This is a genomic window from Microcoleus sp. B3-D7, from assembly GCF_036705305.1.
GTDB lineage: Bacteria > Cyanobacteriota > Cyanobacteriia > Cyanobacteriales > Microcoleaceae > Microcoleus.
Map to the genome: position 1 here is coordinate 227,500 of NZ_JAUBUE010000002.1, position 13,165 is coordinate 240,664.

General features: G+C 45.6%; 16 protein-coding genes. 9 read left to right on the forward strand and 7 right to left on the reverse strand.

Annotated elements, in window-relative coordinates; translation table 11 throughout:
- Window positions 1-245 precede the first annotated feature (245 nt).
- The 5 genes from QUB25_RS02560 (at window position 246) to hetR (ending at window position 5,567) form a co-directional block, all read left to right on the forward strand.
- Complete coding sequence (locus QUB25_RS02560) at window positions 246-2,048, forward strand: FAD-dependent oxidoreductase (RefSeq protein WP_333181914.1); 1,803 nt, start codon at window positions 246-248, stop codon at window positions 2,046-2,048.
- Between the two features lie 98 nt (window positions 2,049-2,146).
- Entirely contained in the window at window positions 2,147-2,374 is a 228-nt protein-coding gene (gene patX, locus QUB25_RS02565) for a heterocyst-inhibiting protein PatX (RefSeq protein WP_242724514.1), read from the forward strand.
- A gap of 600 nt (window positions 2,375-2,974) precedes the next feature.
- Window positions 2,975-3,202, forward strand: a complete 228-nt coding sequence (locus QUB25_RS02570) for a hypothetical protein (RefSeq protein WP_333181915.1) — start codon at window positions 2,975-2,977, stop codon at window positions 3,200-3,202.
- Between the two features lie 365 nt (window positions 3,203-3,567).
- Window positions 3,568-3,762, forward strand: a complete 195-nt coding sequence (patX, locus tag QUB25_RS02575) for a heterocyst-inhibiting protein PatX (protein WP_333181916.1) — start codon at window positions 3,568-3,570, stop codon at window positions 3,760-3,762.
- Window positions 3,763-4,661: 899 nt separating this feature from the next.
- Entirely contained in the window at window positions 4,662-5,567 is a 906-nt protein-coding gene (gene hetR, locus QUB25_RS02580; protein ID WP_333034952.1) for a heterocyst differentiation master regulator HetR, read from the forward strand.
- A 175-nt stretch (window positions 5,568-5,742) separates the two neighbouring features.
- On the opposite strand, the gene QUB25_RS02585 is transcribed toward hetR, so the two are convergent.
- Window positions 5,743-6,555 (reverse strand): TIGR00297 family protein, encoded by an 813-nt coding sequence (locus QUB25_RS02585; RefSeq protein WP_333058982.1) that lies wholly within the window; start codon window positions 6,553-6,555, stop codon window positions 5,743-5,745.
- A gap of 11 nt (window positions 6,556-6,566) precedes the next feature.
- Between QUB25_RS02585 and QUB25_RS02590 the strand changes: the two genes are divergently transcribed.
- Entirely contained in the window at window positions 6,567-6,998 is a 432-nt protein-coding gene (locus QUB25_RS02590) for a VOC family protein (RefSeq protein ID WP_333058980.1), read from the forward strand.
- A 125-nt stretch (window positions 6,999-7,123) separates the two neighbouring features.
- Here QUB25_RS02590 and QUB25_RS02595 read toward each other — a convergent pair whose 3' ends face one another.
- Together QUB25_RS02595 and QUB25_RS02600 are read right to left on the reverse strand one after the other, a co-directional pair.
- On the reverse strand, window positions 7,124-7,735 hold the full coding sequence (locus tag QUB25_RS02595; protein WP_333181917.1) for an alpha/beta fold hydrolase: 612 nt from the start codon (window positions 7,733-7,735) through the stop codon (window positions 7,124-7,126).
- A gap of 2 nt (window positions 7,736-7,737) precedes the next feature.
- A complete protein-coding gene (locus QUB25_RS02600; protein WP_333058978.1) occupies window positions 7,738-8,355 on the reverse strand; it encodes a triacylglycerol lipase in 618 nt (205 codons plus the stop codon).
- Between the two features lie 316 nt (window positions 8,356-8,671).
- Between QUB25_RS02600 and QUB25_RS02605 the strand changes: the two genes are divergently transcribed.
- Entirely contained in the window at window positions 8,672-9,133 is a 462-nt protein-coding gene (locus QUB25_RS02605) for a hypothetical protein (RefSeq protein ID WP_333034888.1), read from the forward strand.
- A gap of 104 nt (window positions 9,134-9,237) precedes the next feature.
- Here the strand turns inward: QUB25_RS02605 and QUB25_RS02610 are convergent, their stop codons facing one another.
- Window positions 9,238-10,395, reverse strand: a complete 1,158-nt coding sequence (locus tag QUB25_RS02610; protein ID WP_333181918.1) for a tetratricopeptide repeat protein — start codon at window positions 10,393-10,395, stop codon at window positions 9,238-9,240.
- Window positions 10,396-10,623: 228 nt separating this feature from the next.
- Here QUB25_RS02610 and QUB25_RS02615 point away from each other — a divergent pair, with 228 nt between their 5' ends.
- The gene (locus tag QUB25_RS02615; protein ID WP_333058975.1) at window positions 10,624-10,734 is read left to right on the forward strand and encodes a DUF4258 domain-containing protein; all 111 of its coding nucleotides are present in this window, start codon (window positions 10,624-10,626) and stop codon (window positions 10,732-10,734) included.
- 82 nt (window positions 10,735-10,816) lie between these two features.
- Window positions 10,817-11,041: a YgiT-type zinc finger protein gene (locus QUB25_RS02620; protein ID WP_333181919.1), complete on the forward strand. Its 225-nt coding sequence runs from the start codon at window positions 10,817-10,819 to the stop codon at window positions 11,039-11,041.
- A gap of 18 nt (window positions 11,042-11,059) precedes the next feature.
- Here QUB25_RS02620 and QUB25_RS02625 read toward each other — a convergent pair whose 3' ends face one another.
- From QUB25_RS02625 to QUB25_RS02635, 3 genes are read right to left on the reverse strand one after another with little or no spacing between them, the layout of a single operon-like run.
- Window positions 11,060-11,812, reverse strand: coding sequence for a PPC domain-containing protein (locus tag QUB25_RS02625; RefSeq protein ID WP_333181920.1), 753 nt, complete (start codon window positions 11,810-11,812; stop codon window positions 11,060-11,062).
- Between the two features lie 53 nt (window positions 11,813-11,865).
- Window positions 11,866-12,306 carry a lysozyme inhibitor LprI family protein gene (locus tag QUB25_RS02630; protein WP_333058969.1) on the reverse strand — a complete coding sequence of 147 codons (441 nt, stop codon included), beginning with the start codon at window positions 12,304-12,306 and terminating at the stop codon, window positions 11,866-11,868.
- A gap of 47 nt (window positions 12,307-12,353) precedes the next feature.
- The gene (locus tag QUB25_RS02635; RefSeq protein ID WP_333181921.1) at window positions 12,354-13,121 is read right to left on the reverse strand and encodes a 16S rRNA (uracil(1498)-N(3))-methyltransferase; all 768 of its coding nucleotides are present in this window, start codon (window positions 13,119-13,121) and stop codon (window positions 12,354-12,356) included.
- Between the last annotated feature and the right edge of the window lie 44 nt (window positions 13,122-13,165).

Consider the following 13,165-nt stretch of genomic DNA (forward strand, 5'->3'; position numbering starts at 1 on the left):
TCGTTATTCGCGGTGTCATCTTGCCAATATTGGCGCGCCAAAAATGAGAAATCAAAAGTTGCGATCGCTTCTGCGGTCATTTAGTAACAAAATTGTGCGAGCGCTGCATAATTCCCGATTTATTATTTGTCAAGTCTTTAGACAGTAAAATTCAATTCGCGATCGCCAACGCCGAATATCTATCCGTAGCGCACTCATCACCTTACTGAGCCTTTCGCCATCTAAAATCTAAAATGGTATTGCCTATGTCTTCGGTCTTAAAAGCAGATGTTTTGGTAGTCGGTGGCGGCACCGGCGGCACTGCAGCAGCCGTGCAAGCAGCCCGCCGAGGTGCCAAAACTATTTTAGTAAGCGAATTCCCCTGGCTGGGAGGAATGCTGACTTCCGCTGGCGTTTCGGCCCCTGATGGCAATGAATTAGCAGCTTTTCAAACCGGTTTGTGGGGCGCGTTTTTGCGGGAACTTCAGCAGCGACAGCCGGGAGGTTTGGATTGGGGCTGGGTAAGTTTTTTTACTTACGATCCCCGCACAGGTGCTGAAATTTTTGCTGATTGGGTTAAATGTTTGCCGAACTTACAGTGGATTTGTGGACAAACAGCTCAAGATGTGCTAAAAGAAGGCTCTCGCATTTCTGGCGTCCGGTTTGCAGATTTTACGGTTTCGGCCAAAATCACTTTGGATGCCACGGAATTGGGAGATGTGCTGGCTTTAGCCGAAGTTGGGCACCGCTGGGGTTGGGAATTCCAAGCCGAGTGGGGCGAACCCAGCGCGCCGATCGCCTCTAATGATCTCACAGAGAGCTATTCGGTGCAAGCTCCGACTTGGGTGGCAATCATGCAGGATTTTGGTAAAGGTGCGGCCGGGCCAGAAATTCCCGCGCCGCCTGTTGAAAATCCCGATCGATTTATCGGTGCTTGGGACGGTTACACTCCCGAACAATTTCTCAATTACGGCAGGCTGCCAGGGGGATTGTTGATGATTAATTGGCCGATTCGAGGTAATGATTATGGTGAAGGAGTCGATCGACTAATTGCATCTGAAGCATCTCGACAAGAATTCCTGCAAGAAAGTCTCTGGCATACTCAAAGTTTCGCCCGCTTCATTCAAACGCAACTCGGCCACCGCTACGGCCTAGCACAGAATATTTTCCCGATTTCAACGATCGACAATCAACAAAATTCTTCCCTTCTTTCTTCGTTTGCCTTACATCCTTACTACCGAGAAAGTCGGCGCTTGCGAGGGATAAGTACAGTCAGAGAACAAGATATTTTGCCTATTGTCGGTGGAAGAGTCGCGAAGTTGCCGATAAATTCTGAGGGCATTTGTGAAACAATTGCGATCGGCAACTATGCCAATGATCACCACTACACCAGTGGCGACATTCCCTTGCAGCCCAAATCGATCCGGTGGGGCGGCCGCTGGACGGGAACTCCGTTTACCATTCCTTACAGCGCGCTAATTCCTGCGAGTACAGACGGTTTGCTAGTGTGCGAAAAAAATATTTCCGTCTCTCACATCGCCAACGGTGCAACTCGCTTGCAACCGACGGTAATGAATATTGGACAGGCGGCGGGGATGGCGGCGGCTTTGTGCGCGCAATCTGGATGTCAGCCGCGGGAGTTGCCGGTGAGAGTTTTGCAGGAAGCTTTGCTGCAAGATTCCGAGGCGAGTGCGGCAGTTATTCCTTTATTTAATTTGACACGGGGGCGATCGGACTGGCTGGATTGGCAACGCTATTATCTCGATCGACCTGAAGCATATCCCGCGAGCGGCGAATGTCAGGAGTCAGGAGAGAAACAAAGCAGTCAAACAGCAAATACCCACAGCCAATTTTCTGGCATTTTCCGTCGCCTCGGCGAACAAGACTGGACACTAACGCTGACAAGCCCCGCATCCTTAACCGGTCAAACTTGGCAACTCGTGACTTTGGACTCGGAAACCGACAGATTTTTACATAATTGCGAAACCGAAAAGCCTCTGACAGTATGGGGTAGGCTGAATTCGGCAGGTGCTTGGCTGCTGGCGGAATCCGTAGAATTGAAGAGGTAAGGTTTTTTGCAGAGATCCGAAAATTTCACAGAAATTTATCCTGATCGATCGGGGAGAGTCCGTATCAGTTAATAGACAATGACACGGATACTAACCCCATGCAAACTTACACACCAATTGCTTTACACAGTCTTTTGGGCGTTACTTTGAGCGCCACTGTCGTTCGAGCCTTTGAATCCCTCGTCGGACTGCTCGAAGTTGCCACCGCTTCATACATTTTATCCGCCCAAACCGAACAAAGGGGCGATCGTTCTCCAGAAAGAGGCAGCGGACGCCGAGAGTTCATTGAGTCTAATCTTTACACTCATCAACTACAAGCATTTTAATGACATTGGACGAAAGCGATTTCCGTTATTGAGTTAGTTTCAGCAGCCCGTGTCGAGCGCTCAATCTGATTTCCGGGGATGCTAGTTTTTCAGGTTTCCAAGGCAACTGCATTTCTTGTTTACAGTCATTAGGCTCTTCTTTTATGTGAGTGATGATAGCATATAAACCTTAAACCGCCATCTATCGAGAGATTGAATCTCGTATTTGGCGGTTTTGTATATTATTGCAACCGTCTGGGTAGTGCAATTAGGAATTTTTTTATTAGTGAAGCTAGAGATTTTATTTATTCCCTTTTACATCGACTTCTGACTGCTCTCATAGATCAGATGCTACGCATCTAAAGTGTTTGTTGCTTCGGGAGGGGGAGAGGGTGAGAAAGGGAGAGGGAAAGATAATTATCCGCTTTTTCTACAAGGATTTTAGGATACAATTTAAATGCGCGATAGCTTAACTAAAGCCTGATTCCTTCTTCCTTTTTCCTTCTGATTCGTGATTCCTGATTGCTGATTCTAGAGTTTGATAATTTCAGGGAAATTCATCCTGATCAGCCTGGGTAATGTCGTATCTCTAAATAGATACTGACACGACGAATACTACCCATGAAAACCTACACTGCAATTGCTTTACTGAGCCTGTTGGGCATTACCTTGAGTGCCAGCGCCGCTCAAGCTTTTGAATCTTCACTCCCAATCGTCGAAACTGGCACCGCCCAATATATGTTGTCAGTGCAAACTCAACAAAAGCCCCCTCGCGCTCCTCAGAGAAACACCAGCCGCAGGAATTTTACCGAGTCTAATGTTTACACTCATCCGCTACAAGATTTCTAATCGCACTGGACGCAAGTGATGACCACAACTGAGTTGCTTCGGGCAGTTCATTCGATCGCTCGATCGGATTTTATGGAATTCTAGTTTTTCAGGTTAAGCGACAACTGCACTTTTTGTGGACAGTTCTGAGGAGATTCTTTTTTGTTTGAAAAATGTTAGCATATAAACGGGAAACCGCCATCTACCTAGAGATAGATTCTAGTCTTTGGCGGTTTTGTATTGAAAACGCTTCAATTAAACAGGAATTACCCACAGCTCCTTTTTTGTAAGGTCTTTTGCAAAGTTCGGAAAATTTTACAGATATCTATCCTGATAGATCAGGGCAAGTCCGTATCAGGTAATAGACACTGACACGGATACTATCCATGCAAACCTACACTGCAATTGCTTTACTGAGCCTGTTGAGTCTTACCTTGAGTGCCAATGCCGCTCAAGCTTTTGAAACTCAACTCCCAAAGAGCGATACTGCCAGCGCCGAAGAGATGTTATCCACCCAAACTCAGCAATCGCACTCGCGCCGTCCCTCGCGCGCTCCTAACAGGGGCGACGGACGCAGGTGATAGTTTACCCAGCCTAATATTTACACTCATCCGCTACACGATCTCTAATGGCACTGGACGCAAGCGATTTCCATAACTGACTTGGTTCAGGCTGTTCATTCGACCGATTCGGATTTTCTCGGATTCTAGTTTTTCAACTTAAGCCACAACTGCACTTTTTGTTGACAGTTGTTAGGAGATTGTTTTTTATCTAATTGAGACTAGCATATAAACCGGGAACCGCCATCTACCTAGAGATACATTCTAGTATGTGGCGGTTTTGTCTTGAAAACGCTTCAATTAAACAGGAATTACCCACAGGCCTCTGAGCATCAGGGTTTTTCAGCCGATATCCCTCGCCCTCCACGCCTTATTGTGGCATCTGCACAATTTGAGGAGGATTCTTGTGGGGTGTCCCGCCTGCTGTGAAAATACAGCGGACGGGCTACGAGATCCCATCCCACAAAACCATCAAAATCTTCCCGCAATTATGCAACAGGCTTATTTTAGTCGATCAAACCGGGTTTCGGCATCCATGACTATTCAAGAATTAGGGGCTCGAAGTCGCCTCAAATTCCTGGCATCGCAACAGTTATTTACCTTCTCCCCCCCACAGGTAGGGTTTAATTTTCAACCGCTGCACTATAATTATCTTGCGATAACTAACTTATATATAGGTAAACTGTCAGCGCAGAGGGTGCAGCAATCTACTTAAATTGGCCACCAATAAGAACCACTTATGCGGTGTGGATAGCCTTTAAGCCCCTGCCCCTGTTACCTCAGGGAAATTAACTAACCTGAATATTAGGGTAGCTGGCAAGCTTTCCGGCGACAGTCGGCTATGCTTGATTCGGCGCTCTCGCAATAATTTAATGGAGGATGACAAAATGCCTCCTAATTTGGCTATTTCGGGGATAGTGATGAAAAATGACTCTTTGGATCTGGTCAAAAGCCTCAGCCCTAGTGCAATGGATCAGATCATGCTATATCTGGCGTTTAGCGCCATGAGAACCAGTGGGCACAGGCACGGGGCGTTTCTAGACGCGGCCGCAACGGCGGCTAAGTGTGCCATTTATATGACTTATATGGAGCAGGATAACAACCTGCGGATGACTGGGCACTTGCATCACATTGAGCCTAAACGGGTGAAGGTGATTGTTGAGGAAGTCCGGGAAGCTCTGACTCAGGGAAAATTGCTGAAAATGTTGGGTTCCCAAGAACCTAGATATTTGATTCAGTTTCCTTATGTCTGGCTGGAACAGTATGGTTGGATGCCGGGACGCCCTCGCATTCCGGGAAACAATTTGACTGTAGATGAAAAAAAATATCTCGAAGGCAAGATTCCTCCGAATCCGCCAGACGCTCAACTGATCAATTCTTTTCAGTTTATGGAGTTGATCGAGTTTCTGCACAGGCGATCGCAAGAAGATATGTCTCCAGAAAGGCGAATGCCTTTGAGCGAAGCTCTAGCAGAACACATTAAGCGGCGCTTGATCTATTCTGGGACAGTAACTCGCATTGATTCTCCTTGGGGAATGCCGTTTTATGCCCTCACTCGCGCTACTTACTCTCCCGCAGAGCAGGAAGAGCGGACATTTACTATGGTTGAGGATACGGCTAGATATTTCCGGCTGATGAAGGATTGGGCGGAAAAACAACCGAAGGTGATGCGAATTATGGAGACTTTGGATATTCCGCCGGAACGCCTCGACCAAGCCCTTGAGGAATTAGATGAAATTATTCGCAATTGGGCCGATCGCTATCACAAGCGGGGCGAACCGACGATGATTTTACAAATGGTTTTTGGGCCGCAAGACGACGCTTAGTTTGATTAACTATTAATCATTAGTCATGAGTTGATTGCTTGAGACTAATGACTAATGATTAATAGCTAATAGCCCTGGACGGCGCCACCGGCTTTTTTCCCAAAAATACTGCGTTAATCGTTTGAATTATCGTAACAAACCAGGTTGATTGGGTCGAGAATGCGTCCAGGATTAACTAAACTAAAAAAGCTCTCCAGGTCGCCGCTAAAATAATCGCTGCGATCGCTCCTATGAATGTATTAAAAAAATTTACCACCTCGTTCGTGAGCCACTCAAACTTTGATTGCACCGTCGCCCCAATGACGCTCTCGATGTTCGTGGCAATAAAAGCTGCAATAATACAAAAAACAATTCCTGTCAAGTCAATTAAACCGACGGCCCAACTCAAAAGCGCAATCAGAATAGAGCCGAAAATACCCGCGATTGTTCCTTCCAAACTTACGGCCCCTTCCGTACCCCTAGGTACAGCCTGCAAGCTGGTAATCAAAAAAGTCCGCTTGCCGTAAGCTTTGCCGATTTCGCTGGCGCAGGTATCGGAAAGTTTGGTGCAAAAACTCGCCGCGTAACCCAGCAATAACAGGGAAATAGCATCTTGTGACACAGCCATCTGGCCTGTATCTCCTAAAATAGATAATGCCAAAACTCCCACAGCACAAAGAGTCGCGGTTAAAGCCGAACCCCAGACATTTTCTGGGCCTCGGGCGCCTGAACGCTTTTCGGCTATGCCTTCTGCTTCTTTTTGGGCTTTGCCTATGCGGGTAACTCCCGATCCGACAAGAAAGTAAAACATCACCACAGCATAGCCTTGCCATCCCAAACAGCCCCAAATAAGCACGCCCAATACCCAGCCGTGAAATTGACCAGCGGGAGTGAGCAATTTTTTAGGAGCAATGGTGGCGATCGCGAGTAAAACTGTATTTAGGGCGATCGCCATCAACCAAGGATTAGACCAAGATAAATAATTAAAGAACAATTCTGAATTCTGCATTTAGTACCTCCATGAGCCAAGTCTTATTTCATCTTGCCTTCCCCGTGACCGATATTGCCCAAACAAAAGCGTTCTATGTAGACGGGCTCGGCTGCGAACTAGGTCGCGAATCGCCTAATTCTGCGATTATGGGTCTGTGTGGTCATCAAATAGTCGCCCACGTCAGCCGCGAACCTTTGACGCCTCAGCGAGGCATTTATCCCCGGCATTTTGGGTTAATTTTTACTTCCGAAGCTGACTGGGAAGCGTTGCTAGAAAAAGCCCAGCAAAACAAGTTAAATTTCTATCAAGAACCGAGACGGCGATTTGTCGGTTTGCCTACAGAACACCGTACTTTTTTCTTAGAAGACCCTTTCCACAATATACTTGAGTTCAAGTATTATTGTGAAGCTGAAGCAATTTTTGGTCGCAGCGAATACGCTGAAGTTGGCGATGCTGTTTGATATTTAGTCCGGTAGCGATTTGCCGCCTGTGGGGGCGGGTTTAGGAAATTGTTGGTTTTAGGCAATTACTGTAGGTGAAACCTGCCCCTACAAAATTTGACATTATACAAGAATGAATCAAACGGTTAATCATGAACTTTCAATGGTTCGGAAAGTGCTTCAGCCACAGCTTTTAAACTGCTGGAATGCCTCGCCATCATGGCATGGGCGAAAACAGACAATTTTACTTCTTTGGCAGCAGATATTTGGGAACTAGAAGCGGGTACGATGATGAAATCCCAATCTGTCCAAATCGAAGTAAAATTGAGCTTTTCCAACAAGGCAGCATCTCGATTTAAATCTTCCAGAAAAGCACTGCCAGGACGCATTTGGATGCAGCCTTTTCCCCAGAGAGTGTAAGCCATCCAAGTACCGCTGTGAGGAGAAGATATGGCAATAAAGCGCTGCACTCGGTTAATGCCGCCTAACCTTTGCAGGTAGTAGCGAGTTACTAAACCGCCCATGCTCAATCCTACTATATCTAGATGCTGCTCTGGCGCAAAGGTTTTGTCTATATAATCTGCTATTTGTTGGGCTAATTCATCTATGCTGGCGTTGCCCCAATGGGGCGAGAGATTGAGGGTGTAGACTGACCATCCCAGTTGGGTCAGGTAGGCAGACATTTTGTGAAAAATTCCCGATTTTCTGAAGATTCCGTGAATCAGCAAGACTGGGTTGCGGCTGAAATTGCTATTCATTTTTAAGTGGGAATTTTATTTTCAATAGGTGCTTTGAGTTCTTCAACTATTGCGTTAATACTTAGGGGTTCGGTCACCATTTGGCGGTGCAGCAAAACGTTCACTTTAACTTCTTTACCTACTGGCATTTGGGAGCTGTTGGCCGGTACAATCATTATGTCAAATGGCGTCCACATTGATGTAAAGTTTATGCGTTTGAGCATTGTCACATCTTGATTTAAATCGCGCAGCAAGCCACTATCGGGGCGCATATCCAGGTATCCTGGTAGGCGTAGGGAATAGGCGGTGAGGGTGCCGTGGTGAGGGGAAGATAGGGTGATGAAACGCTGTACTCGGTTGATTCCTCCGAGTCGCTGGACGTAGTAGCGACTGACGATGCCGCCCATGCTGTAGCCTACTATGTCTAAAGGCTGTTCTGGGTCGAAGGTTTCAGAGATGTAGTCTGCGAGTTGCTTGGCCAGTAAGTCGAGGCTGAGGCTGCCGTCGTTGGGGGTGAGGTTGAGGCTGTGGACTGACCATCCAAGTTGGGTGAGGCGGGCGGACATTTTGCTGAAAATAATCTTTGTGTCCCAGATGCCGTGTATGAGGATGACGGGATTGCGATCGAGCGAACTGTTCATTTGAAAAGAAAATTGCTTGGTGATTACAGCATAAATCACTCCCCTAGGGAGTTTTACCCGTACTAGGACAGCTATGGAATCGGATCGAGGTACGATCGGCAATTAGTGGGAATCGGTAAAAAATTCTGAGATACTTGTAAATAAGTGCAAAGCAGCCTGGTATTTATACCTAAAAGTTGCTTTGATGAGCTAGCTTAGATACAGCAAAATGTAAATTTTGATTAAGAAATGTAGACTAAAGTTGCCTTACCTCGTAATCTAACTTTGTTGACAAGCTTGTACAAATTTCTCTAAAAGAACAAAAGGAGTAAGTCTAATGTTTGGTTTTATCAAAAATTTCTTCGGCGGTATTTTCGGCTTTTTCGGCAGACTGTTGGGCTTGAAAAAGTCTGAATATTTCCTAGATTTGGGCGAATCGGGAGCAAAGGAACCAGCAAAAGTTGCCCCTGCGAAGGCTGAGCCTGTTGCGATAGCACCGGCAAAAGTTGAGTCTGAAAAGTCTGTTAAGTCTGAGAAGTCTGAACCAGCTAAAAAGGCTAAGGTAGAGAAAAAGTCTCAGAAAGAAAAGGAACCAGTTGCTAGCGTTCCTGCTAATACTGCGGAACCCGCAAAAGTACCTGCAGTTGCAGCAACTAACGGCAAAGTGCCGAGTCAAGCTGAACCGAATCGGACTTTTGCTCCTAATAATTTAATGCCGACATCAAATGCAACTCGTCGTGGCCCTGGCCCCAGCATGAACAATTTCCGGGAAATGGCTCGTCAGGTGAAAACGAAGTAGGAAATTGGGAATTGATAATAGGGAATTGGGCATTGGATAATTCCCAATGCTGACGTTAACAAATTAAAAATGGGATTCCTCATTTTTAATTTTAACTATTTGTTCTATTCCCTATTTTCTTGGTTTCTGAGGAAAGCTAATCCGCTGTATAGCTGAAAAGCTGAGTCCCAAGGAGTTTCGGATTTGCGCTCGACTTCTATATGAGATTCGATCTTGCTCAACATATTAGTGTAATCGAGCACTGTCTCGGCAAAGGGCGTAAATTCTGACCAAACTGTAACGTCAATCTGGCGATCGAATATTTCCAATAAGTGATTCCAGTTAATTCTGGTGGTACTTTGAGGAATTTGTTGAGAGTTTTTGACTCTCGATGTTTTGTTTTTATGATTCGGTGAAGTGGGGATTTCGGCTGAAGCTTTGGTGAAGTCAACTCCTTGTTGAAATTCGTAACTTTGGTCGCAAATTCGCAGAATGCAGTTTCTGCTGGGAATGTGCAAGTCACAGATTTGAGCGTAATCTTGCCTGATTTCTCTGTGGCGAAATTGCTCCTTTCTTCGGTTGGGGGAGTAGTCCATGACTTCGATGAACATCGGCAACAGGCCTTCTACTCTTTGGGTAACTTCTGACCAGCTAAATTCGATCGCACCGAGTCGATCGAGTTTATCTTTGCAAACAACGGCTGGGGAAGAAAGAGACTGGAAGTGTTGCACTCGGAAGAGTTGGATTTTTTGAATATCGCTTAGGCTTGCCCAAAATACGGGAATGCCGGCGTTGAGGAGTTCTTGACCGTAAATTCGGAGTTCGGCGATGGGGCCAGTTTTGTAGAGTCTCCAGCCGCGGCTTTGGATTTGCATCCGGGTTGTGTAGGCGTCGATTTTAAAGATTCTGCTGATATTTTGTACGGCTGCGGCTTTGTTTTCGGGACTCACGGGTTCGAGGATGAGGAGTCCGGGTTCGAGGTTACTGGGGTCGTTTTTGGCGGTTTCTATGGCCTGTTGGCGGAGGTTTTGTTGGGCGGTTTCAATCCGTTGAATAGCTTGGCGGGTCTGGGAGAGGATTTTGGGGTTGGTGATGTCGCGGAGTATTTGTTTGTAGCTTGTTTGGGCTTTTTCGAGATTGTTGGTGAGTTCGTAGTAGCGGGCAATATAGTATTGTACCCACGGATTTTCGGGAGATTCTTTTTGTAGTTGTTTGATGAGTTGGGCAGCTTGTTTGTAGTCTTTACCCTCTAGGGCGGCGGCTATTTGGTTGATGTCTGTCATGGCGGTTGCGGAAATGGCGTTGTTTCTATATTGGCTGATGTGTGGTTGGTTCCGCCACTGGTTAACAATTTTTGCTTTTGTGTTAACTTATAGATACGATATGAAACTATGACAATCATTAAAAAAATACGTGTCAAAATTGTCAAAAATGATTTTGAGCTTTCACAACACGCCGTAAACCAAAGCATACTTCGCCGTATCAGGGTGCAATAACTCCGGGAAGCAATAATGGCTGGTGAAGTTATCGAAGAGTATCCCGATGACAAATATAGCCCAAGCTGTTTGATTTTCGGTTTGACCATTGCCAATAGACCTTTGCACGTTCAGTGCAGTTATTGATCTCCTCCTTTGGTAAAAAGCATTACTTTATACGAACCAAATACGAAAATTTTGATTTATTTTAAGTTAAAGAACAATCAAAATGAACAATGATTTTTGGCAAGAAACAATGGTGGAAGAAAAAGTAAGTTATACCCTGGAAATCAATGGTAAGTTTATTATCATTGAAAATCTTCCTGCTAGAGCGTGTGTGGAAACGGGAGAGCGTTTTTTTTCACCTGAAACGGTGGAACGTTTGCCGAAGATGATTTGGGAAGATAGAAAACCTATTAGGGTGATGGAAACACCTGTTTTTGAGTTTGCTTAGCGCTTGGTTTAAATTGAGTTAAAGCTGATTGGAATTTATGCTTAATGTGTAAGTACCTTTGCTTGTGCGATCGCCTCCTTTAACAACTATTTTATAAGTGCCGTTACTAGGTAATTTTACGATGATTTGAGACTCTCGGAGATTCTGGGAGTTGCCTGGTGTTTGGGCAATATTTTTGCCGCTGGTGTCCAACAGTGCTATGTTGTGGTCGAATGCTCTGCTTTTGAGGTCGATCGTAATAGATTGACCGGCCCGTCCTTGAAATGTGTGTTCACTGGGTTCGCCGTCTTGGAGGGTTCCCCGCTGCTGTAGGATGGAAAGGGAGGTGAGTTTTGGTCGATCGACATTGCTCAATTCTAAGCCGTAATTTGTCACGGGTGTCTCGGGTCCATTTCCTTCTCTGACTGCGATAACAAAGGCTGTTTTGTTGTTGGGATCTCGGAGTATTTTGTCAATAAATTGGGATTGTATTTGTTTTGCAGTTAGAGGTTTAGGTTGGTTGAAGTTGGGTTTTGAGGTACAGAAAAGCACGGCTCCGTCTAGATAGCGGGCGGCGTAGAACCAGTAGTTTTGACCGTTAGTTGTAAATTCGTTTCTGCTAAAAATAGTGAATCTTTCAAGTTGCGGTAGTTGCTGATTGCGCTGGCAATTTTTATCGATGTATATTTCGTTGGCTGATGGCTGTCGCTGGGCGAAAACTGCTGGGACGATGGTGGTTACAATTGCTGAGATGATGGTGAGGGTGAGGGTGAAGGGCGATCGGCTTTTCATAAATACTTGTTTATCTTTATTATTGTCAGGTGTTGTACGGTGTACTTACTATTTTATCTTTGTTTTAAATAGTTTTCTAATTCCGCAGTGCGCTGTTTAGTCATGCGATCCAAACATTCACTGAGGAAACCTCCATAACCCGTACCGCCCCGATTTTTATAAACTTCAAATTCACAGGTTTTATCTCTTAACTTAATCCACCCTAATTGTGCTTCGGAAAGTAGCGATCGCTCTTCGCCACTCAATTGGGAAATTAGTTGTTTGTAAACCTCGTTTAGTCGTTTATCCGAGGCTTCGTAATTCAACCGAATACAAGTTCTGACTTGTGCATCTCCTTGCGGGCGATCGCAATTAATCGGTTGAGCAATGGGAAAAATCGGAGATTGTGCAGAAACTGATGTTGTACCGAAAATTGCCAAAAGCGCGTGAAGCGAAGCTATCCCGTAGGGAATCGACCAAAAGAGCGATCGACCTTTCCTCAACTCTATTTTCATTGCCCGTCAACCCACCTATCTGATGAATTCTTTGTTATTTGTTGATATTAGCACTTCTCAAATGCCGCACCCACTAAAGATAAAGCCACAATCGGAGCTGTCACCGCTCTTAAAATTCTACTCCCCAAAGAAACAGCTTCAAAACCAAATTCGATCGCCCTTTCCACCTCACCCTCAGTCCATCCACCCTCCGGGCCAATAGCTATGACAATCGATAATTCTCCCCCATCTTGCTCCCCCCTTATTAAGGGGGACTGGGGGGGAGCCAAAGCGGCTAAACAATCCCACAAATGGCGATTGTCCCCGCGAGCCACACAAATAAATCGATATTTTTGACCGCAATCTTTGACAGCAACATCAAACGAAACAGGCTCTAAAATCGTCGGCACAATTTGACGTTCCGACTGTTCCGCCGCCTCCGCAGCAATTCTTCTCCACCGCTCAACTTTTTGATCGCTTGGTTTGAGCAAAGTTCGATCGCTCGTTACCGGCACAATACTTGCCACACCCAACTCCGTCGCTTGTCTCACAACCTCGTCAAAGCCGTTTCCTTTGGGCAATGCCGCCATCAAAGTAACTTCCACGGGTAGCTCCCTGTTCACAGCAATCTCCTCTGTTATGGAGGCAAATAACCCGGTTTCCCGTACTTCTAGGACTGCTAACCACCAATGTCCCCGTCCGTCCATCGCAATAAATCGATCGCCCGCTTGCAAACGTAGCACTCGATTTAAATAATGTTGCTGTTCTCTAGTTAAGTCGATTTGGCTCTCGCAAATTTGAGCGGCAGTAATTGCTAATCTTTGTAATTGAGGCATTGAATTTGGGATTCTTCGTTTTCTATTAGAGATTTTTTTATTTA

Excerpts from the sequence above, each read along its gene's own strand:
- QUB25_RS02560 (WP_333181914.1), top strand. The coding sequence starts at position 246 with ATGTCTTCGGTCTTAAAAGCAGATGTTTTGGTAGTCGGTGGCGGCACC.
- patX (WP_242724514.1), top strand. The coding sequence starts at position 2,147 with ATGCAAACTTACACACCAATTGCTTTACACAGTCTTTTGGGCGTTACT.
- QUB25_RS02570 (WP_333181915.1), top strand. The coding sequence starts at position 2,975 with ATGAAAACCTACACTGCAATTGCTTTACTGAGCCTGTTGGGCATTACC.
- patX (WP_333181916.1), top strand. The coding sequence starts at position 3,568 with ATGCAAACCTACACTGCAATTGCTTTACTGAGCCTGTTGAGTCTTACC.
- hetR (WP_333034952.1), top strand. The coding sequence starts at position 4,662 with ATGAAAAATGACTCTTTGGATCTGGTCAAAAGCCTCAGCCCTAGTGCA.
- QUB25_RS02585 (WP_333058982.1), bottom strand. The coding sequence starts at position 6,555 with ATGCAGAATTCAGAATTGTTCTTTAATTATTTATCTTGGTCTAATCCT.
- QUB25_RS02590 (WP_333058980.1), top strand. The coding sequence starts at position 6,567 with ATGAGCCAAGTCTTATTTCATCTTGCCTTCCCCGTGACCGATATTGCC.
- QUB25_RS02595 (WP_333181917.1), bottom strand. The coding sequence starts at position 7,735 with ATGAATAGCAATTTCAGCCGCAACCCAGTCTTGCTGATTCACGGAATC.
- QUB25_RS02600 (WP_333058978.1), bottom strand. The coding sequence starts at position 8,355 with ATGAACAGTTCGCTCGATCGCAATCCCGTCATCCTCATACACGGCATC.
- QUB25_RS02605 (WP_333034888.1), top strand. The coding sequence starts at position 8,672 with ATGTTTGGTTTTATCAAAAATTTCTTCGGCGGTATTTTCGGCTTTTTC.
- QUB25_RS02610 (WP_333181918.1), bottom strand. The coding sequence starts at position 10,395 with ATGACAGACATCAACCAAATAGCCGCCGCCCTAGAGGGTAAAGACTAC.
- QUB25_RS02615 (WP_333058975.1), top strand. The coding sequence starts at position 10,624 with ATGGCTGGTGAAGTTATCGAAGAGTATCCCGATGACAAATATAGCCCA.
- QUB25_RS02620 (WP_333181919.1), top strand. The coding sequence starts at position 10,817 with ATGAACAATGATTTTTGGCAAGAAACAATGGTGGAAGAAAAAGTAAGT.
- QUB25_RS02625 (WP_333181920.1), bottom strand. The coding sequence starts at position 11,812 with ATGAAAAGCCGATCGCCCTTCACCCTCACCCTCACCATCATCTCAGCA.
- QUB25_RS02630 (WP_333058969.1), bottom strand. The coding sequence starts at position 12,306 with ATGAAAATAGAGTTGAGGAAAGGTCGATCGCTCTTTTGGTCGATTCCC.
- QUB25_RS02635 (WP_333181921.1), bottom strand. The coding sequence starts at position 13,121 with ATGCCTCAATTACAAAGATTAGCAATTACTGCCGCTCAAATTTGCGAG.